Below are 24,266 nucleotides of genomic sequence, written 5' to 3'. Positions count from 1 at the left end.
GCCCCCGGGGATCAACGGACGCCCGATGCGACTCGGACTGCTGGACATGATCGGGCTGGCGGCGTCGCTCGTCTTCGCGCTGCCGCTCGCGAACTACGCCGTCATCCGGCTGGTCGCCGGCGAGGTCGCGCTCGGCGCCGGCCTCCTCGTCGTCGCCGTCGCGATGGTCGTCCTCCCGCAGTACTTTCTCGACCCGGCCCGGATCGCCCGCAGGCTCCTCTCCGGGCTGCTGCCGCGGCAGCTCCGCGCTGATTCGGACGGCACTGACTCCGGTCCTAAAAGCGGTGACGACGAGTCCGAGTCGGCGGACGCCGCCGCGGTCGACGGCGGCGACGCCCCGAAGTAACGCGCCGAAGTGACGCGCCGAAGTAACGCGCCGCCCTGACTCAGGCCGGGTCCGCTCCGGGAACGATGCCGAACGGGTACTCGGCCAGTATCTCGTACCCGTCGTCGGTGACGAGAATCAGATCCTCCAGTCTGACACCGCCGATTTCGGGGTCGTAGACCCCCGGCTCGACCGTCACGACGTGGCCCGGGCGGAGCTCGCCAGCGCCCGACAGCGACGGCCCCTCGTGGAGGCTCACGCCGACGCCGTGGCCGGTGCCGTGGGTGAAGCCGGCCTCGCCCTCGTCCGCGTTCGGGTCGAAGCCGTACGCGGCCAGCTCCGCGGCGGCCTCGCCGTGGACCGTCTTGGCCGGGACGCCGGGCTCGATCTCCGCGAGCGCGGCCTCGCGGGCGGCCTCGACCGCGACGTACGCGCGGCGCTCCCAGCCGCCGTCGCCGTCGACGACGAACGTCCGCGTCGTGTCGCCGTAGTACCCGTCCGGGCCACGCGGAGAGACGTCGAGCAGCACCGTCTCCCCCGGCCGTATCGGGTCGTCGCCGACGTAGTGGAGGTCGGCGGCCGACGGGCCGGCGCCGATCACCGTGTTGCCCGCGTTGCGGACCCCGAGAGCGGTGAGGACCCGATTCACTTCGCGGCGGAGCCGCTCCGTCGTCAACGGCTCGCCCTCCCAGCGGAGCGGGGGTCGGCGGTCTCTCTTCGATTTCTCGGCGGTTGTGTCGGTCACACCGCTCTCGGCGAGTACCGCCTCGGCGCGAGCCATTCCGGCGACCGCCGCGCGCTGGACGCGCCGGACCCGGTCGACCTCCGCCGGCGTCTTGCGCGCCCGAGCGTCGGCGACCACGTCCGTCGAAGTCAGATCGTTGTCCGCGCGTTCCAGATACACCGCGGCGTCGTGAGGGATCGAAGCGGGAGCGAGGACGGTCGGACCGTCGCCCTCGGCCGCGGCGTTCGCACCGTCGGCGAGGTCGTCCACGACCCCCGCCGCGCGCTCGCCGGCGTGGTCGCCGACGCGATCGGTCCGGATCTCGCGACCGATCCCGTCGTGGAACTCCCCGTCGGCGTCGCGGGCGGCCGCGACGAACTCCCGTTCCGCCTGCTCGCGGAAGAGCGCCGGGGCACAGAGGACGGCGCGCCCGACGGGGTCGCCCGGCACGACGACCAGCGCGTACGGGCGGTCCGGGCCGGAGAAGCGCGTCAGGAACCGGAGATCGTCGTCGAAGCGGTCGCCGACGGCGACGAACGCGGCCGCGTCCGCCTCGCGGACCGCCTCGACGACTGGGCGGAGATCGGTCCGGAGGGGGCGGAGGTTCTCCTCGGCGGCTTCCGGTCCCGCGCCGTCCCCGCTCACGGCTCCGGTTCGGGCACCGCCAGCTCCGCTTGGACCTCCTCGACGAGCTCCTGGGCCGGCTCGTCGCGGAGCTCGTTGAACAGGAGGACGCTGATCGGGAGCGTCGGCGCGCCGCTGATGAGGCTCTCCATGATCACGAGCCGCTCGCGGGCGCGGGACATCCCGACGTAGAAGACGCGGCGCTCGTTGTCGGTGAGCACCGGGACCGGGCTCGTCGCCTTCGTGAACTCCTCGACGCCGTCGACGTCGGTCGGGTCGTCGATGGAGGCCGCCATCTGCTCGACCACCTTCTCCGTGAGGTCGGTGGCGACGAACACGTGGTCGGCCTCGCGGCCCTTCGCGGAGTGGATGGTGCCGACGCGGACGCGGGTGGGGTCGGCGCCCTGATGCTCGCCCTCGAAGTACGCGCCCATCGACTTGCGCTGGAAGCTCGTCACCTTCCGGACCATGTCGTCCGCGCTCGCGGTGTCCGGCATGAACGGGATGTACTCGTTCAGCGTGTCGGCCGCGATGTCGATGTCGGCGACGTCGTCGGCGTCGGCCGCCTCCTCGCGGTCGTCGAGGAAGTCGTAGAACTCCTCGCGGTCGTGGGTGCCGAACGCCGACTCTTGGAGCATGTCGGCGAGGCGCCGCGCCTCCAGGCCGGTGACGGGCTCGTCCGCCTCGGCCTTCTCGATCGCGCTCACGTAGTCCTGAACGCGATCGGTCCACATCCGCCCGTCGGTGAGCATCGTGAACGGGATGCCGTGGTCGATGAACTCGTCGATGAAGTCGAACATCTGGTAGCGCGCCCGGAACAGGCACATGATGTCGCCCTCGTCGTCCTCGACGGTGTACCGGACGTTCCGGACCAGCTCGATCATCGACGGCGACTCGATCGCCTCGACGGTGCCGCCCTCCTTGCGCGGGTGGAGGTCCTTCTCCTGCCGCTTGTCGATGTGGCGGATCTCGGCGTTGACGACGTTGAGGATCTCGGAGGGGAGCCGGTAGGAGTTCGGGAGGACCACGTCCTCGTCGACGTCGGTGTCGAGGAGGAGGTCGGGGTCGGCGCCCTGCCACGCGTAGACGACCTGGTCGTCGTCGCCGGCGATCAGCACCCGATCCATGTGCGGGCGCCACTCCTCGAAGACGTTGTACTGGAGCGTCGTGATGTCCTGGAACTCGTCGATGATCAGGTAGTCGACGCTCGGGACGAGCGAGCGCTGCGCGACCCGTTCGAGCATGTCCGCGAAGCCGACGAGGTCGTTGTCGCCCTTGTACGCCCGCCACGCCCGGATCGTCTCGGGGATGTCGATCCGGTCGTCGTCGGAGGGCCACGTCGGCGTGTACTTGTTCCCCTGCTGGGCGTTCGGGTCCTCCTCGGGCGGGAGCCGGACCTCCTCGACGTTCCACTGGAAGGGAACGTCGTACCAGTCGGCCACGTCGCGCTCGGTGCGCTGGAGCCACTGCGAGGTGGCGATGATCTTGTTGCCGATGGTCGTCGACCGGGCGGTCCGGCGCCCCGCGCCGCCGTGCTGGTCCTCGAACTCGATGCCGTACTCCTCGCAGAACGCCTCCTTGTCGTCGTCGCCGACCACGTCGCCCCGAGAGAGGTCGAGCAGCTCGTACGCCTTCGCGTGCATCGTGCTCACGTTCCCCTGAAGGCTGCGCGGCGAGATGTCGAGCCGCTCGGCGAGCCGCTCCCGGATCTCCGCCGCGGCCGCGCGCGTGTACGAAACGACGAGTACGTCGCGAACCTCGGCGTCCTCGTTTTCGAGGATCTCCTCGACGCGGTCCAGGAGCGCGGTCGTCTTCCCGCTCCCGGGCCCGCCGAACAGCCGCGTCACCGTGGTATCAGTCATTATTACCCCCAGATTCCCATTCTCCTTAAACGCCGTGGCTCGGTGATCGTCGACTCCGGGCACCGGTCCGCGGCGCTTGGACCACCCCGAGTCCCGGTTCGGCCCCGTCGGCGCGGCGTTTCATCGCTCGGTCGGCTCGTCAGCTGCTCCGCGTCGCGCGCGCTTCGCGGACGTCGGCGCCGTCGCGGACCATGTCCTCGCAGGCCGGACAGACGCGGGGCCGATCGACCTCGTTCGGCGTGAACACCCGAACGTAATCTGTCGTGACGAACGAACCGCAGTTCTGACAGGTCGGCATGGTTCACACTATCGAGTAATTCCACATAATACTACCGGGGAGTATGACGGAAAGAAAATTCGCGGAACCGGGCGTCGACCCGGGCGTCAGTTCGGCCGCCAGTCGCAGACGGAACACCGCGCGGACCCTTCCTCGTGGAGCGCACCGCACTCGGGACACTGGAGCTTGTTATAGGATCGCTCCCAGCGTACGATCTCTGTCTCGTGGCCGTGATCGGAGAGGAACTCGTCGAACACGTCGTCGTCCGAGCTGGGTGCACTACTGGACATGCGTGACATGGTATGTCACACCAGCATATATATCTTTCTGCCGTTCTCGTCGCTGCGAATTACGCGGACGAGTGATCAGTTTCTGCGAGAAATCAGTTCGATACACAACTTCACAGCGCGGCCGGCGCCGGAGAGCGAACTCCCGCCGCCGCTTACCAGGGCTCGTTTTTGACGCCGAGCGCGTACGCGCCGACGTTCGTGACGACGTGGAGGACGGGCGTCATCACGAGGACGACCGCGAGGACGCTCGGCGTGAACACCGCGAGCGCCCAGTCGGCGTCGACGAGGAAGACGAGGCCCAGCGCGCCGACGACGAAGTCGAGCTGGTCGAGCCCGGGGAACGCGGCGCCGCGCTCGCGCCCGGACCGGCGCTTGAGGAAGGAGGCGCCGATGTCGCCGCACATCGCGCCGAAGGCGAGCGCGAACGCGGCCGGGAGCGCGAACGTCGGCAGCTCGGCGCCGAACGCGGCGCTCGCGGGGTCGTTGAGGCGGTTGAGCCCGAGCGCGAGCAGGACGCCGACCAGGGTCCCGACCGCGGTGCCGCGCCACGTCTTCCCGTCGCCGAGCAGCCGCGCGCCGCGCCACTCCCGGCCGCCGTCGATGGGGCGGCCCCCGCCGGCCAACACCGCGGCGTTGTTCGGGACGTACGCCGGAAGCATGGCCCAGAACGCGGTCGCAACGAGCGTACCGATCATGTCCTCACGGGCGACGCGCGGCGTGTTATAAACCTCGGTTCGGGGCTCCCGGTCACGGCCGCCGGGTCGGCAAAGGTAAAGTTCGCTCCGTCCGGAAGTCATCATATGATCCCCCCGATCGCCCGGCGATTCGTCGCCGGCGAGAGCGTTCCGGCCGCCCTCGACCACGCCCGCGCCGCGAACGAGGACGGCGTCGCGGTCATCCTGAACCTGCTGGGCGAACACTACGACGACGCCGCGGACGCCCGCGCGGACACGGACGCGTACCTCTCCCTGCTCGACGACATCGCCGACAGCGGCCTCGACGCCTGCGTTTCGGTGAAGCCCTCGCAAATCGGGATGGACGTCTCGCCCGACCTGTTCGAGGAGCACTATCGCGAGATAGTCGCGCGCGCCCACGAACTCGGTGCGTTCGTCTGGTGCGACATGGAAGACGCAGACACGACCGACGCCACTCTCGACGCCTTCGAGTCGATCGCCGCCGACTACCCGTGGAGCGTCGGCCAGTGCGTCCAGTCAAACCTGAAACGCACCGCCGACGACCTCGAACGCCTCGTCGACGTTCCCGGCAAGATCCGGCTCGTGAAGGGAGCGTACGACGAGCCGTCGTCGATCGCGTACACCGACAAGGCGCGCGTCGACGAGGCGTACCGCGACGACCTCCGATTCCTCTTCGAGCGGCGCGACCGAGGGATCGCGGTCGGCAGCCACGACCCCGAGATGATCTCGCTTTCGGACCGGCTCGCGCGCGAGCACGGCGCCGACTACGAGGTCCAGATGCTGATGGGGGTCCGCGAGGACGCGCAGCGCGACCTCGCCGCGCAGGGGGTCGACGTGCACCAGTACGCGCCGTACGGCGACAAGTGGCTCTCGTACTTCTACCGTCGCGTCCGCGAGCGCAAGGAGAACCTGACGTTTGCGGCGCGGGCGGTGTTGGGGCAGTAGGCAGGGTAGCTCTCGACTCCGGTGACCGCGCGCCGCCGACCGGAGGCTGTCGCCGCGTAGAAGCCCCTTTAAGGATTGCCGACACATACCAACGCGATAGATGTCCACGTGGAAACGCGACTTCGCCAGCGGCCTCATCGTGCTGGCGCCGCTCCTCGTTTTACTGCTCGTCCTCCGCTGGATCTACCAGTACATCGCGTCGATCCCGCTGATCGAGGGGCTCCAGCCCGAGGTCATCCCGGCGCCGTTAGAGCCCGTCTCCCGGGTGGTGATCGCGTTCGCGGTGTTCGCGACCGTCGTCCTCGCGGTCGGGTACTTCATGCGGACCACGGTCGGCCGCTTGGCGGAGTCGGCCGTGGACGACGCGATAAACCGGATCCCGGCGCTGCGGGTGGTGTACAACGCCTCGAAGCTCGCAATCGAGACGGCGATCTCCGGCACGGACGAGCTGCAGAGCCCGGTGTACATCGAGACGTGGCCCGGGATCCGGATGACCGCGTTCCGCACCGGGAAGAAGACCCGCGACGGGAAGATCGTCCTGTTCATGCCGACCGCGCCGAACATCACCACCGGCTTCGTCATCGAGGTCGAGCCCGAGAAGATCGAGGAGACCGGCGAGACCGTCGAGGAGGGGATGACCCGCGTCCTCTCGGCCGGGTTCGCCGAGTCGGCCCATCAGGTCCCCGTCCACGAGGAGGACCCCGCCGGAGGCGACGGTGCGGACACCGCCGACGGGTTCGGACACGTCCGGACCGACGGGACTCCCGGCGACGGGGACGGGTCGGCGGCCGAGGGTAGCAGTTCGGCCGAGTGAGGCGGTTCGAGGCGTCCGCCCGCGGTCAGACGTCCCGGCTTAGAGGTACGTGAACCACTCGTCGTGGTCGTCCGTCCGCCGCTCGACGAGGTCGAAGAAGGCCTGCTGGAGCTCCTCGGTGACGGGGCCGCGGGTGCCCGAGCCGATCTCGGTGTCGTCGACCGAGCGAATCGGGGTGACCTCGGCGGCGGAGCCGGTGAAGAACAGCTCGTCGGCGGTGTACAGCTGGCCCCGAGAGATGACGGCCTCGTCGTGGACCTCGTAGCCGCGCTCCTCGGCGAGGGTGATCACGGTGTCGCGGGTGATCCCTTCGAGGATGGACTGCGCCGGCCCGGTGGTGTATATCTCGCCGTCGTTCACCATGAAGATGTTCTCGCCGGGCCCCTCCGCGACGTTCCCCTCCTTGTTGAGGACGATGGCCTCGACGTAGCCGTTCCGGCGCGCCTCCTCGCCCGCGAGCATGGAGTTGACGTAGAGCCCGGTCGTCTTCACGTTCGTCGGCACCTGCGAGGAGGCGTGTTTCCGCCACGAGGAGACCATCACGTCGACGCCCTCCTCGAGGGCCTCATCGCCGAGGTACGCGCCCCACGGCCACGCAGCGAGGACGAGGTCGGTCGGGCAGTCCTTCGGGGAGACGCCCAGCGAGTCGTAGCCGTAGTAGGCGATCGGTCGGATGTACGCGGAGTCGAGGTCCTGCCGGTCGAGCAGTTCGAGGGTCGCCTCGGTGATCTCCTCGCGGGAGTGTTCGATCTCCATGTCGTACATCTTCGCGGAGTCGAACAGCCGGTCGAGGTGTTCGTCCCAGCGGAAGACGGCGGGCCCCTGCTCCGTGTCGTAACAGCGGACGCCCTCGAACACGCCGCTCCCGTAGTGGAGCGCGTGGGTCAGAACGTGGGTGGTCGCGTCCTCCCAGTCGAGGAACTCCCCGTTCTTCCAGATCGTGTCGACGTCCATCTCGTCGAATCCCATAGTCGTGCGTTGCGGCCGGCGGGCTTAAAACTGTAACAACCGGTCGGGGACTGCCGCGAGGAAGCGAGGTCGGATCGCTACGTGGGGTCGGGTTTCGGACTCAGTGCTGCTGCCGCGGTAGCTGGTTTCGGCGCTCTGGTCGATAGCTTATAAATAGATGTTCGGAGACCGCCGGCAAACACTGCTGAAGTTCCAGCTGATTGCTTATAAATAGCTGCCTACAGTTCGGCGGAGAGCACTTCCAAAGCCCCAGTCGCTTGTTTATAAATATTCAACCACAGATCGACGGAAAACACCTTCAAAGCCCCAGCCGTGCGGTGGCCGCACGCTCGCTGCGCGCCTCGTCGCTCGTTTCACTCGCTCCTGCGGTGCTTACGTCGCCTGCGGCCACCGCACGGCTGCCCCTTTGAGTCCCGCCCCGCACCGCACAGCACCTCACGCCTCCCCAGCCTCGTCAGTCGCCCTCCGCTTCGCTCCGGGCGACTGACTCCCTCGCACGCGCTCCTCGCGGCCGTTTAAAAACGGCCGCTCGCAGGCGCGCGCCGACAGCAGCGTGGGAGGTTCTACTTCAGCGCCTCGACGAGGGCCGCGCCCTCGACGTAGGGGATGTCGCGCCGGGCCGCGTAGGCCGCGGCGTCGGCGGGCGAGAGCGCGTCGCCGGTCTCGTCGTCGAGCATCTCGCAGACGACGGCGGCGGGCGCGGCCCCCACGGCCTCGGCCATCGCGAGGCCGAGTTCCGTGTGGCCGGTCCGCCCGGCGAGACCGTCGCGGTCGCCGCGCAGGACGTGGACGTGGCCCGGCGCGCGGAACTCCGCCGCGAAGTCCTCGGGGCCGTAGCCGGTCGGGTCCTCGCGCACGCGGGCGGCGGCGTTCGCCACCTCGACGATTGTCTTCGCGCGGTCCGCGTCCGTGATCCCGGTGAACGTGTCGCGGTGGTTCACGGGGAGCGAGAAGGAGGAGCGGTCGTCGTAGTCGGGGTCGTCGTCGACCGCGGGGTGGTCGAGCGCGTCCGCGAGGAACGGCAGGTCGAACGCGTCGCCGACCTGGTCGCTCACGGCCACGCAGATCAGGCCGCCCGCGTCGTTGCGCATGTGCGCGACCGCGGCCTCGTCGACCGCGCCGGCGGGGTAGACGATGTCCGTCTCCCCCTCGCGGTCCGCGAAGTCGTGGACGCAGACGGGGTCGCCGGCGCGGAAGGCGTCGAGCGCGCGCTCGACGGGGTCGGCCGCGTCCGCGGCGTCGGCGGTCCCCGCGGTGTCGGTCTCGGCGGCATCGGGTTCACCGGTAGCGTCGCTCTCGGCGGCGGCGTCGGCCGCGGCCGCGCTCGTCTCCGGGTCGGCGTCGACGTCGGCGCGCATCAGGCGGCCTCCGTCTCGACGGCGGTCGCTCCCGGCTCGTCGGCGCGGCTCGTCGGCTCGACGCGGACCTCCACGGTGTCGCCGTCTTCGAGGTCGAGCGCGTCGCGCAGGCGGTCCGGTGCGATCAGCTCGAGCTGGTCGTCGTCGTGGTGGGTCCGGTCGGGGACGATGGCGTGGACCGCCTCGTAGCGCTCGTCGCCCGCGACGAGGGTGACCCCGTAGCAGGTGGCGGCGCCGTAGGTGCGGTCCTCGCCCTCCCACGCGTCGATGGGGACGGCGTCGATGCCGGCCATCTCGCCGCGCCGGCGGACGCTCTCCTCGGTGAGGTCGACGTTCAGCGTGCCCGGGAACGGGTCGTACCCCAGCCGCTCGCGGAACTGCTCGGCGTAGCCCGGCAGCGTGATGTAGTGGCGCCCCTCGCCCATCCCGCCGGTGACCGACCCCCGGAGCGAGAGCTCGACGTCCGACTCGAACAGGCGGCGGTAGTCGGCGTACTCCGCGCGGAGCGCGGCCTCGCCCGCGTCCGTCACCCGGACCCACTGCCCGTCGCTGACCACGTCGCGCTCGACGTAGCCCGCGGATTCGAGCGTCTGGAGGCGTCGGGAGGCGGTCTGCGTGGAGGCGTCGAGCCGGTCACCGAGCGCCGCGCACGACACCTTCGTCTCGGAGAGGCCGCCGACCAGCCCGACGTGTTTCAGGGCCGCGAGCGCGGCCGGGTCCACGTCGGCCGCCGCGTCGGTCGCCGTCGCGTCTGACATACGATACGCTCGGTCGTCCGCGGGCAAAAGGGTAACGAATATGGAACACGTCTCAGAAACGTTAAGCGGTCGGCGGAACCGACCGGAAAACCGCTGGAACCGATAGTTCCCGCGCTGGATATGTAATCCCGTCGGTGCCGGTCGGCTTCGCGGCGTCTCCGGTGATTCCCCGAACCGGTTCGGTTCCCGGATGTGAGCGTCTCCCGCACCGGTCAGCGAAAGGTAAGGTACAAATACGAACGGGGATTGATTCGTGATGAGGGCTCGTAGATCAGTGGCAGATCGCTTCCTTCGCAAGGAAGAGGCCCGGGGTTCAAATCCCCGCGAGTCCACTCCTGCGCTCACTTCGTTCGCTTAGTCGTTCCCTCGCTTGGTCCCACTCGCTCACTCCGTTCGCTCGCGGGACCCCCGCGAGTCCATAATTTTGTGCCGCGAGCAACGTCGCGAGCGGCGCAAATCTGTAACGAGCGGGATTTGAACCCTACCAGTCGCGCGCAGCGAGCGAAGCGAGCGAGCACGTCTGGTTCTGGTTCAAAATCCCCGCGAGTCCACTCCTGCGCTCGCTTTGAACCTTCCTCCGAGACCGGGAAGGCGAACGCTGAACCCGGGGAAGCGGTTCTTACGCCGGCATTGCGACCGATCCCTCCCAGACCCAGTCCGCTTATATATCCCGAGTAAGTTGAGCGTCGTATGGGTATCTCCGAGTTACTTGAGGGAACGAACCTCACGCACCGGCAGATGGGGGCGATAATGGTCGGGTGGATCCTGCTCGTCACCATCATCTCCGTCGGCCTGCTGCTGTACACTTCGTCGTTGTAGGCACCGGCCGCCGGCCCGCGCCGCCCCCGACTCTCGGCAACCGCGGCGGCTACCCCCGACGTTATCACCTGACCCGACGAACCCCGGACCCACATGGACGCCGCCGAGCGCCGGATCGTCAAATTCACCGCGGGATCGCACGGGCTCGTTCACACCTACGAGCTGTCGATCCCGATCCTGTTGACGGTGTGGGTCGGAGAGTTCTCGACGACCGCCGCCGCGCTCGGCGTCGTCGTCACGCTCGGCTACGGGCTGTTCGGCGTCGGCGCGCTGCCGGGCGGAATCCTCGTCGACAGCTTCGGGTCGAAGCCGCTCATCCTCGCCTGCCTCGCCGGGATGGCGGGGTCGTTCCTCCTCGTGAGCGTCTCGCCGACGCTCCCCGTCCTCGCCGCGGCGATCGCGGTATGGGGGCTCACCGCGAGCGTCTACCACCCGGCGGGGCTGTCGCTGCTCTCGACGTCGATCGACCAGCGCGGGACCGCGCTCGGCTACCACGGGATCGGCGGGAACCTCGGGATCGCGCTCGGCCCGCTGGCGACGGCGCTGCTGCTCTTGGCGTTCGACTGGCGGCTGGTGACGGCCGCGCTCGCGCTCCCCGCGGTCGCCGTCGCCGCGTACGGCCTCACCGTCGATGTCGACGACGCGGGCGACGCCGCCGAGCCGGACGGCGCGTCGGACGACGGGACGAAGGGGGAGGTCTCGCTACAGTCGATCCTCTCGGACACGCGGCTCCTGATAGCCGGCGGGTTCCTGATCGTGTTCGCGTTCGTCACGTTCAGCGGGCTCTACTACCGGACGTTCCTCACGTTCCTCCCGGACCTCCTCGGCGACGTGCTCGGCGGGCTCGTCGACGTCCAGCTCGTCGACCCGTCGAGCCCCTACGCCGACCAGTTCGACGTGGGCCGGTACCTGTACGTGGCGGTCCTCACTGTCGGCGTGTTCGGGCAGTACCTCGGCGGCCGGATCGCCGACCGCGTCCCCCCGGAGTGGGGGCTGATGGCGCTGATGGGCGTTCTCTCGGCGCTCGCGCTGCTCTTCATCCCCGCGACGGGCACGGTCGCCACCTTCGTCGCGGTGTCGCTCGCGCTCGGCGTGGCGCTGTTCACGGTCCAGCCGCTCTCGCAGGCGACGGTCGCCGCGTACTCGCCGAGCGAGGCGCGCGGCCTCTCGTTCGGCTACACGTACGTCGGGATCTTCGGGATCGGCGCGCTCGGCTCCACGCTGGCCGGGACGGTTCTCACCCGCGCCGGGCCCCGAGAGCTGTTCGTCGTCTTGGCGGTCATCGCGGCGCTCGGCGCGCTGTCGGCCACCGCGGTCACGCGGTTCGCGACGCGGCGCGACTGAGCGTCGGCCGACGGCCGCTCAGACGGTGTGTTTCGCTTCCTCGGGGTCCTCGACGACCTCGACGCCGCGGTTGTTGACCGCGTACGGGTCGAGCCCCTGCTCCTGGAGGAACTGCTTATAAAGTCGCTCCGCGGTCTCGCCGTCCTTCTGCTTGTCGCTGGCGTGGTCGCAGAGCTCGACGAGGGTCTCGGGCACGTCGTTCTCGTGGACGATCCAGTGGTTGATCGTGTCCGACAGGCGGCGGATGGGCGAGGTGAAGTGGCCGTAGATGTCGAAGTTGAGCGCGTGGTGGCCGCCGAACGGGTCGTTCATGTACTTCGCACGGGGCATCACCTTCAGCACGGCGCGCTGGATCTTGTTGAGCTGGCGCTCGGGGGACTCTTCGAGGGCGGCGTTGACCGCCTTCCGCGGGTCGTCGCCCCACGCGTCGCCGGGGATGGAGACGCCGTCGAGTTCTTGGATCTCTTTTAAAGCCTCGTTCCACTGGTCGGGGGTCGGCTGCGGGTGGACGCGGTACATCGCCTCGACGCCGCGGTCCCACATCAGCGTGTGCGTGACCGCCTTGTTCGCCTTCAGCATCGACTCCTCGATGATGGTGTGCGCGCGGTCGCGTCGCGGGTTCAAGACGAGGGAGCCGTCCGCCTTGCGCTGCTCGTGCATCCGGTCCGCGAGCTCGAAGGCGAGCTGGTTCTCCTCGCTCAGTGGCAGGTCGGGGTCCTCCAGCCGGTTCTCGCACTCCTTGTAGGTGAGCCGCTCGTCGGAGTTAATGACGGACTTGTAGATGTCGATGTCCTCGAAGGAGAGGGTCTCATCGTCGATCTCCATCTCGACGGTGTGCGCGAGCCGGTCCTCGTTCGGGACGAGCGAGCAGACGGTCTCGGCCAGCACCGGCGGGAGCATGTGGATCGTGTAGTCCGGCAGGTAGACGGTGTTGGCGCGCTCGACTGCCTCCTCCCACATCGCGGTGTCGGGCGTGACGTAGTGGGTGACGTCGGCGATGTGGACCCACAGCCGGTAGGCGTCCTCCTCGCGCTCGATGGAGATGGCGTCGTCGAAGTCCTGCGCGTCGACCGGGTCGGTGGTCCACGTGGTGAGGTCGCGGAGGTCCTCGCGCTCGTCGATCTCGGCTTCGATCTCCTCGTAGACGCCCTCGGTCCGGGCCTCGGCCTCGCGGAGGACCTCGCTCGGGAACTCGTCGCGGATCTCGAACTCCTCGAACAGTTCCTCGCGCTTCTCGGCGAGGCGGTCCGCGAGCGCCGGCGTGATCGTCACGGGGCCCTGGTCCTCGGCGGACCCTTGCTTCGGCTCGTCGTCTGACATACCTCCACCAACGCGGGTCCGTTAGAAAGGCCTGTCGGGCGGGGGAGCGCGGCGCTGGCGGCGCGAGCGGCGAGCGCTCTGCGCGCGGCCGGGAGCGGACGTCGAGGTCGCGGACGCGAGGGCTCCCTCAGGCGAGCGTCGTGAGGATCGGCGACAGCAGCAGGGCCGCGATGCCGAGCGCGAGGACGCCGAGGGCGATCGGAACTACCGACGCGCCGACAAGCCGGAGCGCGGTCCGCCGCGCGCCCGCGTCCGAGACGACGAACGGCGAGCCGTCCGCGATCCGCGATTTCACCTCGCCGACGGGCGCGTCCGGGAACGCCTCGCTGTCGCCGACGACCGTCACCTCGTCGCCCGGGCGGAGCGTCCGCTGGACGTACCGGCGCCGCGGGTCGTCGCCGATCGTGAGCGGGCCGACCTCGTAGCCCGTCTCCGTGTCGTCGACGTCGTCGACCGCGTCGATGAACCCCGGACGCGCTCGGGCGGCTCCTCGCCGGCGTCGAGCTTGACCTTCTCGTCGACGTCGAGCGAGAAGGTCGCCGCCTCGGGGTCGACCCGGACGCCGGTCCCGCCGTCGTCGACCCGGAAGGGGACGCCGGCCTCGCCCCCGTCGATCGTGACCCACGACTGCCCTTTGCCCTGGCTGCGGAGCTCGGACACGTCGTACTCAACGCAGCAGCACGGTTCGCCGCCGAACGGCGCGGGGAGGGTCTCGTCGTCGACCGCAGCGACGCGGCCCGTGACTCGTATCTCTCGCTCCGCGCCGTCGAGCCCGGCCGGACTCGTCGCCGTCGTTCGGAGGACCCGGACCGCGTCGACGGTGCCGCTCGCGCCGCGCGCAAGGAACGCGAGTCCGAGGACACACGCGCCGGCGCCGATGACGGTCGTGACGGGATCGACGGCGCTGACGGCGGTCGGAACGGAGTCGACGGCGCTGACGGCGGTCGGAACGGAGTCGACGGCGGCGATAGCGGTCGGGACGGGGTCGACGGTGCTGGCGACGGCCGAGACGAGGTCAGCGGTCGCGGCCGCTACGTGGAGGGCGCACATGCGTACGGTCGCGGTACCGAGCCGCGACGGGTAGAATTATCGGTCGCGATCGGATCGGTCGCGATCGGAGCGCGTGCGGTCCGAGCGGTCGCGGTCCGAGCGGTCGCGGTCCGAGTGGTCGCGGTCCGAGCGGCTCCCGGCGCCACCCTCGTCAGTCCGGTCGCCGGCGTCGTCCGCGACCGCGTCGGCGTAGCGGTCGAGGAACTCCTCGGTGGAGAGGCCGTCCGACTCGATCGAGAGGATCAGCGATTCGAGCCCGTCGCGCGGCTGGTGGGAGATCTCGTCGTCGCAGTCGGCACAGAGGTACTCGAACTCCTTGTCGCGTCGGCTCCAGCGGTCGCCCTCCTTATCGTACTCGCGGGCGTCCTCCCGCAGCACCGAGTCCCCGCACGCGATACACACCACCGTCCGCCGGTCCCGGCTCCCTCGGGAGCGCCACATACGGAGTCCCTCGGTCCCGCCCCACTTAGCGTTTGGTGCGGCGGCTGACGTCCGTCGGACGGGGCTTCTGAACGGTCGCCTATCGTTGCGCGCAGAAGCCGACGTACAGACATATTACCGTGGGCGCGCTGGAGCCCGTATGACGATCAGCGAGTCCGACCTCCCCGGGGTCGGGAAGAAGTTCGAGATCGAGTTAGGCGACGGCGAGGAGATGATCGTCGTCATCCACAACACGGGGAAACGCGAGGTGTTCCGGCGGCGCGACCCGGACGCAGACTCCGAGAAGGCGTTCGAGTTCTCCGACGACCTCGCTCGGACGATCGGCTCGATAATCGAGGGGGCGTACTTCCAGCCGGTTGAGCCCGACACGCAGGAGACGACGCTGCCGGGCGGGATCCTCTTGGAGTGGTACGAGCTCCCGCCCGGCTCGCCGCTCGTCGGCGAGACGCTAGAGAGCGCCGACATCGGCAACCGGACCGGGCTCGCCGTCGTCGCCATCCAGCGCGGCGACGAGGTGCTCGAAAGCCCGGACGCCGGCACCATCCTCCGCGAGGGCGACACCCTGATCGGGGTCGGCACGCCCGAGAACTGCGAGGCGTTCGAGGAGATCCTCACCGAATGAGCGGCCGGCACGGCGCCGCCGGTTTCGGCGCGTCGGGGCGCGGCGGTACGGTCCGCTCTCCCGGAGGTGACTGGTAGTGGCGCTGCTCGACGTCGGCGTCATGTTCGCCGCGGTCGCGGTCGCCGGCGCGGTCGCGAACCGCCTCGGGCAGTCCGTGATCCCCGCGTACATCCTCGTCGGGATGCTGCTCGGGGAGTTCGTCCTCGGTAGATTCGCGCTCCCGGTGATCGGGACCGCCTACGTCCCCGAGACGGAGTTCATCTCGCTGGGCGCGGAGTTGGGGATCGTCTTCCTCCTCTTTTTCCTCGGGTTGGAGTTCAACCTCGACCGGCTGCTCGCCCGGCGGGGGCCGATCGGGACGGCGGGGACGATCGACCTCGCGAACTTCGGGGTCGGGCTCGTCCTCGGCTGGCTCGTCTTCGGGGCGTTCCTCCCGGCGTTCCTGATCGCGGGGATCGTCTACATCTCCTCGTCGGCGGTGATCACGAAGTCGCTCATCGACCTCGGCTGGATCGCCAACGACGAGGCGGAGCCGATGCTCGGCACCTTAGTGTACGAGGACCTGTTCATCGCGGTGTACCTCTCCGTCGCGTCCGCCTTGGTGCTCGGCGGCGGGGACGTCGCGGCGGCCGCGGTCGACGTCGGGATCGCGCTCGCGTTCATCGCCGGGCTGTTCGCGGTCGTCCGGTTCGGCACCCCGCTCTTCGACCGGCTCGTCGCGACCGACAACCGGGAGTTCGTGGCGCTCCGCGCGGCGGCCGCGGTCGTGTTCGTCGCCGGCGCGGCGCTCGCGCTCGGCGTCAGCGAGGCGGTCGCGGCGTTCTTCGTCGGGATGGCGTTCTCCGCGACGGACCGGGTCCACACCATCGAGACGGTCTTAGAGCCGGTCCGGGACCTCTTCGCCGCGGTGTTCTTCTTCTGGATCGGGCTCGTCACCGACCCCGCGCTGTTCGCGGACGTCGCGGCCCTCGTCGCGCTCGCCGTCGTCGTCACCACCCCGACGAAGGTCGTCACCGGCTACCTCGCGGGGCGCGCGTTCGACCTCGACGTCCGCCGGTCGACCCGGGTCGGCCTCGGGATGACAACCCGCGGCGAGTTCTCGCTGATCATCGCGACCGTCGCGGTCACGGGCGCGAACGCCGGCTCGTTCGACCCGGCCTTGGCGGGGACGATCAACGCGTTCGCGGTCGGCTACGTGCTCGTGATGGCGGTGCTGGGGACGACGCTGATGGGCTACTCCGCGCCGTTCGAGTCGGTCGCGACCTCGTGGCTGGATCGTGGTGGCGCGGACGGCAGCGGGGCGAGTGGGTAGGAAGTCGGTGTGGCGGGCGTTTATTTATAAGTAGTCGGCAGCGGGTCGACGGTGAAGGCCGGCAGATCCCCAGTCGCTCGCGTATAAATGGCTGATGGTGGATCGGCCGACAACGGATCGGCGGCGAACACCGCCAAAGCCTCAGTCGCTCGCTTATAAATAGCAGTTAACAGATCGATGGCGGACACGACCAAATACCCAGTCGCTTGCTTATAAATAGCCGACTACGGATCGACGGCGACCACCTCCAAAGCCCCAGCCGGGAGGCGGGCGCACGCTCGCTGCGCGCTTCAGTCGCTCGCGTTGCTCGCTCCCTCCAGTGCTTACGTCGCCTGCGCCCGCCTCCCGGCTGCCCCTTTGAGTCCCGCCCCGCACAGCAACCGCACCTCACGCCTCCCCAGCCTCGTCGGCCTCCCTCCGGTCGGCCGACTCCCTCGCGCGTGCGACTCGCGGCCGCCGAGGGCGGCCGCTTGTCGGCACGCGCCGACCGCCGGTTTATAAGTGTCTCTCGTCGTCTCGGCTGCTGTTTATAAATAAAATCGTCGCGCTCGGCGCCTATTCGGTCGCGACCGGACCGCGGCCGACGACTTCTTCGACTTCCTGAACGAAGTCGCTCCGGCTCTCGAAGAGGGGGACCTCGCTCTCCGCGAGCACGTCGTCGAGCGTTTGGGCGCCGTCGGGCGTTCGGATTTCGGCGTCGCCCTCCTGTTCGCGGACGTCGCTGTTCTTCGCGGGCCAGGTGAGCCGCGACGCGACGCGGGCGACCGGCTCGCCGGCCACGTCCGGCCCGTCGCCGAGCTCGACGGCCGGCTCCGCTTCCGCCTCCTCGTCTTCCCCGTCCGCATCGGTGTCGCTCATGCCCCGCGGTTCCGCTCGGGCGACACTAATGGTTTCGATGCCGCTCTGGGGCTCGCGGGGGCGCGCCCACCGCACCCACCGCGCCCGGCGAGGCCGCCGTCGACTCGGTCCGACTCAGAGAGCATACCCGAAATAATTCGGTAATACTGTTATATTATCCGGCGGTAATTTCCGGTTGGGGGCATGGCACACGACTCCCGTATTCGCGTGTCGAGCGTCGACACGCCGGTCTGCGAGTTTTCCCGTCGCAGCTGACTCCGACGACGAGCGGCGCGTCTCGGTCGGCGACGAGCGGCACTACCGCTCTTTACGTCCAGCCGCGGTCGGTCTCGTTCAGCCGCTCGCAGCCGTCCTCGGTGACGACCACGAGATCCTCGATCCGACAGCCGAACCGCCCGTCGAGGTAGATCCCGGGCTCGACGGAACAGACCATCCCCGGCTCCAGCGCGCGGTCGTTGCCGGCGACGAGGTACGGCTCCTCGTGAACGTCTAAGCCGACGCCGTGGCCGGTCCGGTGGACGAACGCGTCGCCGTACCCCGCCGCCTCGATCACCTCGCGCGCGGCGCGGTCGACGGCCGACGCGGGGACGCCCGGTTCGACCGCCTCGACGCCGGCCGCCTGCGCCTTCCGCACGACCTCGTGGACCTCCCGATACTCCTCGCTCGGTTCGCCACCGAAGGCGAGCGTCCGCGTCTGGTCGGAGGGGTAGCCGTCGACGCGCGTCCCGAAGTCGAGGACGACCGGCTCGCCCGCCCGGATCTCGCGGTCGCCGTGGCCGTGGTGGGGCTTCGCGCCGTTCTCGCCCGCGGCGACGACCGTCTCGAAGCTGACGCCGCGCCCGCCGCGCTCGGCCAATCGCTCCGCGATCCAGTCGGCGAGTTCGGCCTCGGTCATCCCGACCGCGTCGGCGCCCAACTCGCGGAGGTCGCCGACGACCGCGTCCGCGACCCCGGCCGCCTCGCGCAGGGCGGTCAGTTCGGCCTCGTCCTTCCGGACCCGCAGGTCGGCGAGCGCCTCGCTCGCGAGCCCCCACGTCGCCTCCGGCGCCGCCGCGCGGAGGTCCTGCGTGAACCGCGCCCACATGGTATCGTCGACGAGCAGCCGCCCGCCGTCCAGCCCGTGGTCGGCGAGCAGTTCGCGCGTCGCCGCCACCGGGTTGTCGCCGTCGCTCCACGTCCGGATCTCCGCGACGCTCGTCGCCTCCCGGACCTGCGTCTCGTACAGCGCCGGCACGAGCAGCGCCGGCTCCGAGTCGGCCGCGCTCGCGGCCGGGAGCACGAGGAAGAAGTGCCGCTCGCCGGGCTCCTCGGCGAACCCGGTGAGGTACTGGAGGTTGCGGCTCGGGAACGCGACTAACCCCGCCGCGTCGACCTCGTCCAGCCGCCGCGCGGCCCGTTCGCGTCGTCGCTCGTGCGCGTCGGTCGGTCGCTCTCCCCCCGACCGGTCCGCGTGTGCGTCGTCGGTCACGCGCCGGAGTTCGGACTCGGTATATAAGTAGGGTGGCGTTGCGGGGGCCGCAAGCGGCGCATAACTACGGCGGATCGGTCGCTACGCGATAGCATGTCAACCGAGAACGCCGCGACGTTCGACTGCCCCGAGTGCGACGTGAGCGCCCCCTCGACCTCGGTGCCGTACGACTCGCTCGGCTACGTCGTCTGCCCGGTGTGCGGGTACGCCGCCACGCCGGCCCCGGAGCGGTCGTCGAGCGCCGAGCGGTCGCCGAGCGCGGGCGACTGACCCGGCCGGCGCGAGCACCGGCGTGTGGCGCGTCCGCCCGGCCGTCCCGGAACCGCACCGCTTTAGCCGCGGGGCGCGTCCGCCCGGGTATGAGCTGGTCGCTGGAGCGCGACGACGGCACGGTCACCGAGTGGGAGCGGTCGGACGGGTACGCGACCGTCAGGCTCCGCGAGCGCGCGGCGGGCGGCTTCGTCGTCCGCCTCGACGTGATGGAACAGGCGGCCGACGAGTCGGCCTACGAGCGCGTGCGGTTCGACGACCGCGAGGCCGCCGAAGCGCGGGCGACCGAGTGGCGCGAGGCCCGCGACCTCGACGAGTAGTACGCGCGGTTACTCGATGTCGACCGCGTCGTCGAGGAACACTTGGCACTCCACGGTCCGCCCCTCGGGGTCCTCGGCGAAACACTGGTAAATATCGTACGTTTCGTTCTCTCGCGGCTCCGTCACGACGGCGTCGCCGAGCGCCTCGGCGGCGGCGTCGACCCCCTCACGGTCCGGGTAGACGAAGGTGAGTATCCCGCAGTCGTCGGCCGCGTCGCGCTCGCAGAACCCGAACAGGAACTCGTCGAACTCCAGGATGGTGCAGTCGGGCTGTTCGACCCGTACGCTCGCGTTCAGCCGCTCGCGGTAGAACTCGACGACCGCGTCGCGCCGCTCCGTCGCGTGGAAGACGATTCCGGTCATAGCGGTCGCTCGCGGCGGAGGCACTTCATCGCTCCGGGCGACGCGGTCGACGTCGCCGGACGCGACCTCACCGTTCCGGGTGCGTCGGCGCGTCGAACCCGCCCCGGACGAGGGGCTTCGCGACGTGGCGGCGCGCGCTCGGCGGCACCTCGTACCACCCCGCGTCGAGGTCGCGCTCGATCGGTTCCGCGACCTTCCCCGGCGCGCTCGTCCCGCAGTCGCGACACCGGTACCCCTGCCCCTTTCCCGCCGACGACATCGAGCGCCCGCAGTCGGGGCAGGTCGGCACCGCGGGCGCGGTCCGGACGAGGTCGCGAACGGCGAACTTCTCCAGCTTTAGGGTGCTCTCGGGGCCGTCCGCGTTCGCCCGGACCTCGTGTTCGCCGCAGAGCGTGACGCGGTCGCCCGGCCGGAGCGCGCGCACTCGGTCGCGGAACCGGCCCGTGGGCGCGAACGCGACGGCGCGGAGTCGGTCGTCGTCGGGTTCCTCGCCCGGATTCGACTCCTTGCCCGGATCCGACTCCTCGCCCGAACCTGCTCCGCCCGCGTCGCGGTCGCCCGCGACGTCGACGTGGACGTGGCCTCCCTGTTTCGTCTCCGGCGCGCTCGCCACCACGCCGGCGACCCGGTAGCCGGCGCCGTCGCGGAGGTCGCCGATCCGCCCCGGCGCGAGGTGGGCGTCGGTGCCTTGGTTCGTCAGGAAGGTCGCCGCGCGGTCGACCGTCTCGCCGTCGATTGCGGCCGCGACATCCTGACACGCAACCGCGTTGTCGCCCCGGATCCCGTGGAGGATCGGGCCCGGAGCGTTCGGGACGCAGACGGCGGCGCCCGTCTCGCGGTCGACGGTGTCCCAGACGGTCGGGTACCCCGCCTCGGCGGCGGCGAAGACGCTCTCGACGTCGACCTCGCGGGGCGTTCCGCAGCGGTCGAGCTCGCGGTAGGAGATGCGCTCGAAGGTCCAGTCGTCGAACGCGGCCGGCGCGCCGACCGCCGCGAGCGCGCCGATCCGCCCGCGTCCCGCGACCGCGTCGGCGTCGTCTGCTCCGTCTGTTCCGTCCGCTCCGTCCGCTCCGTCCGCTCCGCCCGCCCCGCCGGCCGAGCCGACCGCGGCGTGTCGGAACCCGTGTTCCTCGGCGAGTTCGACCGCCTCCGCCACGGAGAGCCGCTCGCGGAGCGCGCGGCGGGCAAACCCGGCAATCTCGTCGGGAATCGGTGCTCCGGTCGGATCGAAGGGGTCGCCGTCGACGTCGCGGTCGGCGACGACGACGCCGGGTGAGGTCCGGGGGTCGGCGGCCGCGGCGAACTCCTCGACCGTCTCGACGGCGACCGTCGCGGCCCGATCCGGGTCGACGCCGGAGACGTGGAGCGCGACCGCGGCGTTTCCGCGCGTCTTGTGTTTCACGGCCGGGTTTAGGCGGATGAGCAGTCGTCGCCGGATCCGGCCCCCGTCGTCCGCGAGCCGCTCCGCGATCCGCGTCGCCACGTACGTCGTGCACATCCCGCGCTCGCGGGAGTCGGTGTCGTCGACGGCGACGATCGGCATGCGACGCGGTTCGTGACGGCGCGACAAGCCCCTTTCGAGGGCGGCCGGATGGCTTCGGAGGCAGCCGACCCGCTCTCGGTGCCGGTCGAGTATTTAACCGTTTCCCGTGCTGAACGCGGAAAATCGCAGGCGGGCGGCAGTTTCGTCGGGAGCGGGACGACACAACGCATATATACGGCGAGCCGCTTGTTTCGGCTATGTCCCGGACTGCGCTCATCGGGAACGTCACCGCGATGCTGGAGGACGCAGGGTTCCTCGTCAGCGACCGGTGTGCGGTCCGGCCCAAGAGCTTCGACGTGGCGGCCCGCCGCGACGAGGACCTCCTCCTCTTAAAGATCCTCGGCAACGTCGACGCGCTCGACGCGGAGACCGGCGCGGAGATGCGCCGGCTCGGCGAGTACCTCAGGGGGACGCCGATGGTGATCGGGATCCGCACCCGCGACGAGGAGCTGAAGCCCGGCGTCGTCTACTTCAGACACGGCGTGCCGGTGATCAACCCCGACACCGCCTACGACCTGTTCGTCGAGGGGATGCCCCCGCTCATCTACGCGGCCCCCGGCGGGCTGTACGTCAGCCTCGACGGCGACCTGCTCGCCGACGAGCGCGAGGAGCGCGGCTGGTCGCTCGGCCGCCTCGCGACCGAGCTGGGCGTCTCCAGGCGCACCGTCTCGAAGTACGAGGACGGGATGAACGCCTCCATCGAGGTGGCGATCCAGTTAGAGGAGCTGTTCGACCAGCCGTTCTCCAGCCCGGTCGACGTGCTCGACGGCGCGGACGAGGTCCGCGACTCGGAGCCGACCCCCTCGGCGCCCGAGGCCGACCCCGACGACGAACACGTCCTCGGCGTGCTCACGAGCGCCGGCTTCACCGTCCACCCGACCGCCCGCGCCCCGTTCAAGGCCGTCTCGGAGGACGAGGACAGCCCGGCGACGCGCGTGCTCACCGGCCACTCGGCGTTCACCGCCGCGGCCGAGAAGCGCGCCCGGATCATGTCCTCCATCGGCGAGGTGGCACAGACCCGCTCGGTGTACTTCACCGAGGAGGACGAGAAGCGCGAGTCCGTCGACGGCACCGCCTTGGTCTCCTGCGAGGAGCTCGCCGCGGTCACCGACCCCGAGGAGATCCGCGAGCTGATCCGCGACCGCGCCCGCGCCCCCTCGGAGGCCTGACCGCGCCGCCGCGGTCCGGTCGCTCTTCGCGTTCTATTCTCGTCGCCGAAAATTCTCCTCGCCAGCCGCTTCACCGACCGAGGAGCCGGCTGAAGAAGCCGCCGTCCTTCTCCGGCTCCCCGTCGTCGTCCGCGGATGACTCATCCTCGGTTCCGGCGTCCGCCGTCTCGTCGTCTGCGTTCGCCGTCTCGTTGTCCGCGTTCGCCGTCTCGTCGTCCGCTTCCGCCTCGCTCTCGCGGTCCTCCTCCGAGAGCACGGTGTTCATCGTCCCGGAGTCGTCGTCGCGGAACGGGATGCTGCCCGCGAGCTCGTCGTCGATGTCGTCGTCCGCCGCCGTCGGTTCGTCGCCCGCTCGCCCCTCGTCTCCGTCGTCGTCGCGCCCGGCGGCCGACTCGCGCGCCGTCTCGTCCGCGTCGGGGATCGTGTCCGACTCCTCGTCCGTCGCGGCCTCGGGGCCGGTGGCCTCGAGCTCGGCAGCCGCTCTCCCGCCGCTCACGGACTCGTCACCGGCGTCGGGTCTGCCGGCCTCGTCGCTCTCGGTCGCCTCTTGGTCGGCGTCGATGCCCTCGCGAGCCGCCCCGTCGCCCTCGTCGACGAACTCCTCCGGCTCGTCGCCGTCGTCGGGTGTTCCCTCGTCGGTCGTCTCGCCTCCGTCATCGTCGGAGGCCTCGCTCCCGCCGTCACCCGTGTCGTCGTCGCCGTCTTCGTCGGTGTCGTCGTCCGCGACGTCCCCCGCCGCTTCGCTCTCGCTCGCGACGATGATGTCCTCGCCGTCGCCCGGCTCCGCCACCCCGGCGGCGTCGGGGTCCGCGACGATGATGTCCTCGTCCTCGTCGGTTCCTTCCTCATCCTCCGGACCAACGTCGTCATCGTCCGAGTCGTCGCTCGCCGGCTCGTCATCATCGGCCGCCGGTCCGTCGTCGACGATCACCGCGTCGTCCGTCGCGTCCGGTTCGGCCTCGTCGTCGCCGTGCGCGTCGTCCCCGCCCGCCGCGACCGCGGCCGCGGGCTCGTCGAGCCCGGCCCCATCGACGTCCGCGCCGGTCAGCGCTCGGGCCAGGTCGCGGTACGCCCGTGTCGCCGGCGCGTCGGGCGCGACGGAGAGCAGCGGGCGGTTCGCCGCTGCGGCCCGGGCCACGGCCTCGTCGTCCGGGACCCGCCCGAGGACGGGGGCGTCGAGCAGGGCCGTGACGACCTCGTCGGTGTCGTCGGTCACGCGGGTGATCGCGGCGCCCGCGACCGTCCCGCCGAGCCGCTCGGTCAGCTGTCGCGTCTTCTCGGTGTCGCCGAGGGCGCTCCGCTCCGGCGTCGAGACGAGCAGCGTCTCGTCGGCGATCGCGAGCGGGAGCGTCGAGTCGTGAGAGAGCCCCGCGCCCGCGTCGACGAACACGTAGTCCGCGTCGTCGAACGCCTCGACGACCCGGCGGAGCCCCGACGGGTCAGCGGCCGCGTACGCGTCGAGGTCGGTCGCGCCCGGGACGACCCGGAGCCCCGACGACCCCTCGCGGACCGCCGCCTCCGGGTCCGCCTCGCCGGCGAGGACGTCGTGGAGGGTGGTCTCGCCGGGGGTCACCCCGACGGCGCCCGCGAGGTTCGCCATGCCGAGGTCGGCGTCGATCGCGACGACGTCGGCGCCCGACTCCGCCAGAATCGTCGCCAGCGCGGCGGTCGTGGTGGTCTTCCCGACGCCACCTTTCGCCGACGCGACCGCATACACCGTTGCCAT

26 protein-coding genes, 1 tRNA gene and 1 pseudogene are annotated in these 24,266 nt (G+C 70.3%); 11 read left to right on the top strand and 17 right to left on the bottom strand.

Annotation, left to right across the window (positions count from 1 at the left end; translation table 11 throughout):
- Positions 1-25 precede the first annotated feature (25 nt).
- Positions 26-346 carry a DUF7533 family protein gene (locus J7656_RS00135; RefSeq protein WP_211553732.1) on the top strand — a complete coding sequence of 107 codons (321 nt, stop codon included), beginning with the start codon at positions 26-28 and terminating at the stop codon, positions 344-346.
- Positions 347-386: 40 nt separating this feature from the next.
- Here J7656_RS00135 and J7656_RS00130 read toward each other — a convergent pair whose 3' ends face one another.
- From J7656_RS00130 to J7656_RS00110, 5 genes are all read right to left on the bottom strand, one after another.
- Entirely contained in the window at positions 387-1,694 is a 1,308-nt protein-coding gene (locus tag J7656_RS00130) for a M24 family metallopeptidase (RefSeq protein WP_211553731.1), read from the bottom strand.
- Positions 1,691-3,535: a UvrD-helicase domain-containing protein gene (locus J7656_RS00125; RefSeq protein ID WP_017341974.1), complete on the bottom strand. Its 1,845-nt coding sequence runs from the start codon at positions 3,533-3,535 to the stop codon at positions 1,691-1,693. The genes J7656_RS00130 and J7656_RS00125 overlap by 4 nt, the downstream gene beginning before the upstream one ends.
- A gap of 139 nt (positions 3,536-3,674) precedes the next feature.
- Complete coding sequence (locus J7656_RS00120; protein ID WP_004598729.1) at positions 3,675-3,833, bottom strand: DUF7563 family protein; 159 nt, start codon at positions 3,831-3,833, stop codon at positions 3,675-3,677.
- An 86-nt stretch (positions 3,834-3,919) separates the two neighbouring features.
- Positions 3,920-4,102, bottom strand: coding sequence for an HVO_0416 family zinc finger protein (locus J7656_RS00115; RefSeq protein WP_017341975.1), 183 nt, complete (start codon positions 4,100-4,102; stop codon positions 3,920-3,922).
- Between the two features lie 152 nt (positions 4,103-4,254).
- Positions 4,255-4,797 (bottom strand): CDP-2,3-bis-(O-geranylgeranyl)-sn-glycerol synthase, encoded by a 543-nt coding sequence (locus J7656_RS00110; protein WP_017341976.1) that lies wholly within the window; start codon positions 4,795-4,797, stop codon positions 4,255-4,257.
- 105 nt (positions 4,798-4,902) lie between these two features.
- Between J7656_RS00110 and J7656_RS00105 the strand changes: the two genes are divergently transcribed.
- Together J7656_RS00105 and J7656_RS00100 are read left to right on the top strand one after the other, a co-directional pair.
- Positions 4,903-5,742, top strand: coding sequence for a proline dehydrogenase family protein (locus J7656_RS00105; RefSeq protein ID WP_211553730.1), 840 nt, complete (start codon positions 4,903-4,905; stop codon positions 5,740-5,742).
- A 100-nt stretch (positions 5,743-5,842) separates the two neighbouring features.
- A complete protein-coding gene (locus tag J7656_RS00100) occupies positions 5,843-6,556 on the top strand; it encodes a DUF502 domain-containing protein (protein WP_017341978.1) in 714 nt (237 codons plus the stop codon).
- Between the two features lie 39 nt (positions 6,557-6,595).
- On the opposite strand, the gene J7656_RS00095 is transcribed toward J7656_RS00100, so the two are convergent.
- From J7656_RS00095 to J7656_RS00085, 3 genes are all read right to left on the bottom strand, one after another.
- Complete coding sequence (locus J7656_RS00095; protein WP_017341979.1) at positions 6,596-7,525, bottom strand: branched-chain amino acid transaminase; 930 nt, start codon at positions 7,523-7,525, stop codon at positions 6,596-6,598.
- 563 nt (positions 7,526-8,088) lie between these two features.
- Positions 8,089-8,883 (bottom strand): 3,4-dihydroxy-2-butanone-4-phosphate synthase, encoded by a 795-nt coding sequence (gene ribB / locus J7656_RS00090; protein WP_211553728.1) that lies wholly within the window; start codon positions 8,881-8,883, stop codon positions 8,089-8,091.
- Positions 8,883-9,641 (bottom strand): DUF120 domain-containing protein, encoded by a 759-nt coding sequence (locus tag J7656_RS00085; RefSeq protein ID WP_017341981.1) that lies wholly within the window; start codon positions 9,639-9,641, stop codon positions 8,883-8,885. Before J7656_RS00085 ends, ribB begins: the two co-directional genes overlap by 1 nt.
- Before the next feature lie 260 nt (positions 9,642-9,901).
- Between J7656_RS00085 and J7656_RS00080 the strand changes: the two genes are divergently transcribed.
- The 3 genes from J7656_RS00080 (at position 9,902) to J7656_RS00075 (ending at position 11,804) form a co-directional block, all read left to right on the top strand.
- A tRNA-Ala gene (locus J7656_RS00080) sits at positions 9,902-9,973 on the top strand.
- Between the two features lie 358 nt (positions 9,974-10,331).
- Complete coding sequence (locus tag J7656_RS15045; protein ID WP_017341982.1) at positions 10,332-10,460, top strand: hypothetical protein; 129 nt, start codon at positions 10,332-10,334, stop codon at positions 10,458-10,460.
- A gap of 93 nt (positions 10,461-10,553) precedes the next feature.
- On the top strand, positions 10,554-11,804 hold the full coding sequence (locus tag J7656_RS00075; RefSeq protein WP_211553727.1) for an MFS transporter: 1,251 nt from the start codon (positions 10,554-10,556) through the stop codon (positions 11,802-11,804).
- 18 nt (positions 11,805-11,822) lie between these two features.
- Here J7656_RS00075 and J7656_RS00070 read toward each other — a convergent pair whose 3' ends face one another.
- The 3 genes and pseudogenes from J7656_RS00070 to J7656_RS00060 all read right to left on the bottom strand — a co-directional run bounded on the left by J7656_RS00070 (position 11,823) and on the right by J7656_RS00060 (position 14,615).
- Positions 11,823-13,124, bottom strand: coding sequence for an RNB domain-containing ribonuclease (locus J7656_RS00070; RefSeq protein ID WP_017341984.1), 1,302 nt, complete (start codon positions 13,122-13,124; stop codon positions 11,823-11,825).
- Between the two features lie 127 nt (positions 13,125-13,251).
- Positions 13,252-14,174, bottom strand: a pseudogene (locus J7656_RS00065) (hypothetical protein).
- A 36-nt stretch (positions 14,175-14,210) separates the two neighbouring features.
- Positions 14,211-14,615, bottom strand: a complete 405-nt coding sequence (locus J7656_RS00060; protein ID WP_211553726.1) for a DUF7562 family protein — start codon at positions 14,613-14,615, stop codon at positions 14,211-14,213.
- A gap of 139 nt (positions 14,616-14,754) precedes the next feature.
- Between J7656_RS00060 and J7656_RS00055 the strand changes: the two genes are divergently transcribed.
- Both J7656_RS00055 and J7656_RS00050 read left to right on the top strand, forming a co-directional pair.
- Entirely contained in the window at positions 14,755-15,237 is a 483-nt protein-coding gene (locus J7656_RS00055; RefSeq protein WP_017341987.1) for a cation:proton antiporter regulatory subunit, read from the top strand.
- A 76-nt stretch (positions 15,238-15,313) separates the two neighbouring features.
- A complete protein-coding gene (locus tag J7656_RS00050) occupies positions 15,314-16,549 on the top strand; it encodes a cation:proton antiporter (RefSeq protein WP_211553725.1) in 1,236 nt (411 codons plus the stop codon).
- 20 nt (positions 16,550-16,569) lie between these two features.
- Here J7656_RS00050 and J7656_RS00045 read toward each other — a convergent pair whose 3' ends face one another.
- The 3 genes from J7656_RS00045 to J7656_RS00035 form a co-directional block, all read right to left on the bottom strand.
- Complete coding sequence (locus J7656_RS00045) at positions 16,570-16,737, bottom strand: hypothetical protein (protein WP_249191480.1); 168 nt, start codon at positions 16,735-16,737, stop codon at positions 16,570-16,572.
- 367 nt (positions 16,738-17,104) lie between these two features.
- On the bottom strand, positions 17,105-17,407 hold the full coding sequence (locus J7656_RS00040) for a DUF5789 family protein (RefSeq protein ID WP_017341989.1): 303 nt from the start codon (positions 17,405-17,407) through the stop codon (positions 17,105-17,107).
- 307 nt (positions 17,408-17,714) lie between these two features.
- The gene (locus J7656_RS00035; protein WP_017341990.1) at positions 17,715-18,875 is read right to left on the bottom strand and encodes a M24 family metallopeptidase; all 1,161 of its coding nucleotides are present in this window, start codon (positions 18,873-18,875) and stop codon (positions 17,715-17,717) included.
- 93 nt (positions 18,876-18,968) lie between these two features.
- Here J7656_RS00035 and J7656_RS00030 point away from each other — a divergent pair, with 93 nt between their 5' ends.
- Together J7656_RS00030 and J7656_RS00025 are read left to right on the top strand one after the other, a co-directional pair.
- The gene (locus J7656_RS00030) at positions 18,969-19,145 is read left to right on the top strand and encodes a hypothetical protein (protein WP_017341991.1); all 177 of its coding nucleotides are present in this window, start codon (positions 18,969-18,971) and stop codon (positions 19,143-19,145) included.
- Positions 19,146-19,234: 89 nt separating this feature from the next.
- Positions 19,235-19,465, top strand: coding sequence for a DUF7543 family protein (locus tag J7656_RS00025; RefSeq protein ID WP_017341992.1), 231 nt, complete (start codon positions 19,235-19,237; stop codon positions 19,463-19,465).
- 9 nt (positions 19,466-19,474) lie between these two features.
- Here the strand turns inward: J7656_RS00025 and J7656_RS00020 are convergent, their stop codons facing one another.
- On the bottom strand, positions 19,475-19,828 hold the full coding sequence (locus J7656_RS00020; protein ID WP_211553724.1) for a VOC family protein: 354 nt from the start codon (positions 19,826-19,828) through the stop codon (positions 19,475-19,477).
- Positions 19,829-19,895: 67 nt separating this feature from the next.
- The gene (locus J7656_RS00015; protein WP_211553723.1) at positions 19,896-21,371 is read right to left on the bottom strand and encodes a tRNA(Ile)(2)-agmatinylcytidine synthase; all 1,476 of its coding nucleotides are present in this window, start codon (positions 21,369-21,371) and stop codon (positions 19,896-19,898) included.
- 197 nt (positions 21,372-21,568) lie between these two features.
- Between J7656_RS00015 and J7656_RS00010 the strand changes: the two genes are divergently transcribed.
- Complete coding sequence (locus tag J7656_RS00010; RefSeq protein WP_017341995.1) at positions 21,569-22,540, top strand: transcriptional regulator; 972 nt, start codon at positions 21,569-21,571, stop codon at positions 22,538-22,540.
- A 70-nt stretch (positions 22,541-22,610) separates the two neighbouring features.
- On the opposite strand, the gene minD is transcribed toward J7656_RS00010, so the two are convergent.
- Positions 22,611-24,266, bottom strand: coding sequence for a cell division ATPase MinD (minD, locus tag J7656_RS00005; RefSeq protein WP_017341996.1), 1,656 nt, complete (start codon positions 24,264-24,266; stop codon positions 22,611-22,613).

Origin of the sequence: Halorubrum ruber, from assembly GCF_018228765.1 — an archaeon.
Taxonomy (GTDB): domain Archaea; phylum Halobacteriota; class Halobacteria; order Halobacteriales; family Haloferacaceae; genus Halorubrum; species Halorubrum ruber.
This window is presented reverse-complemented; position numbering and strand designations above follow the sequence as displayed.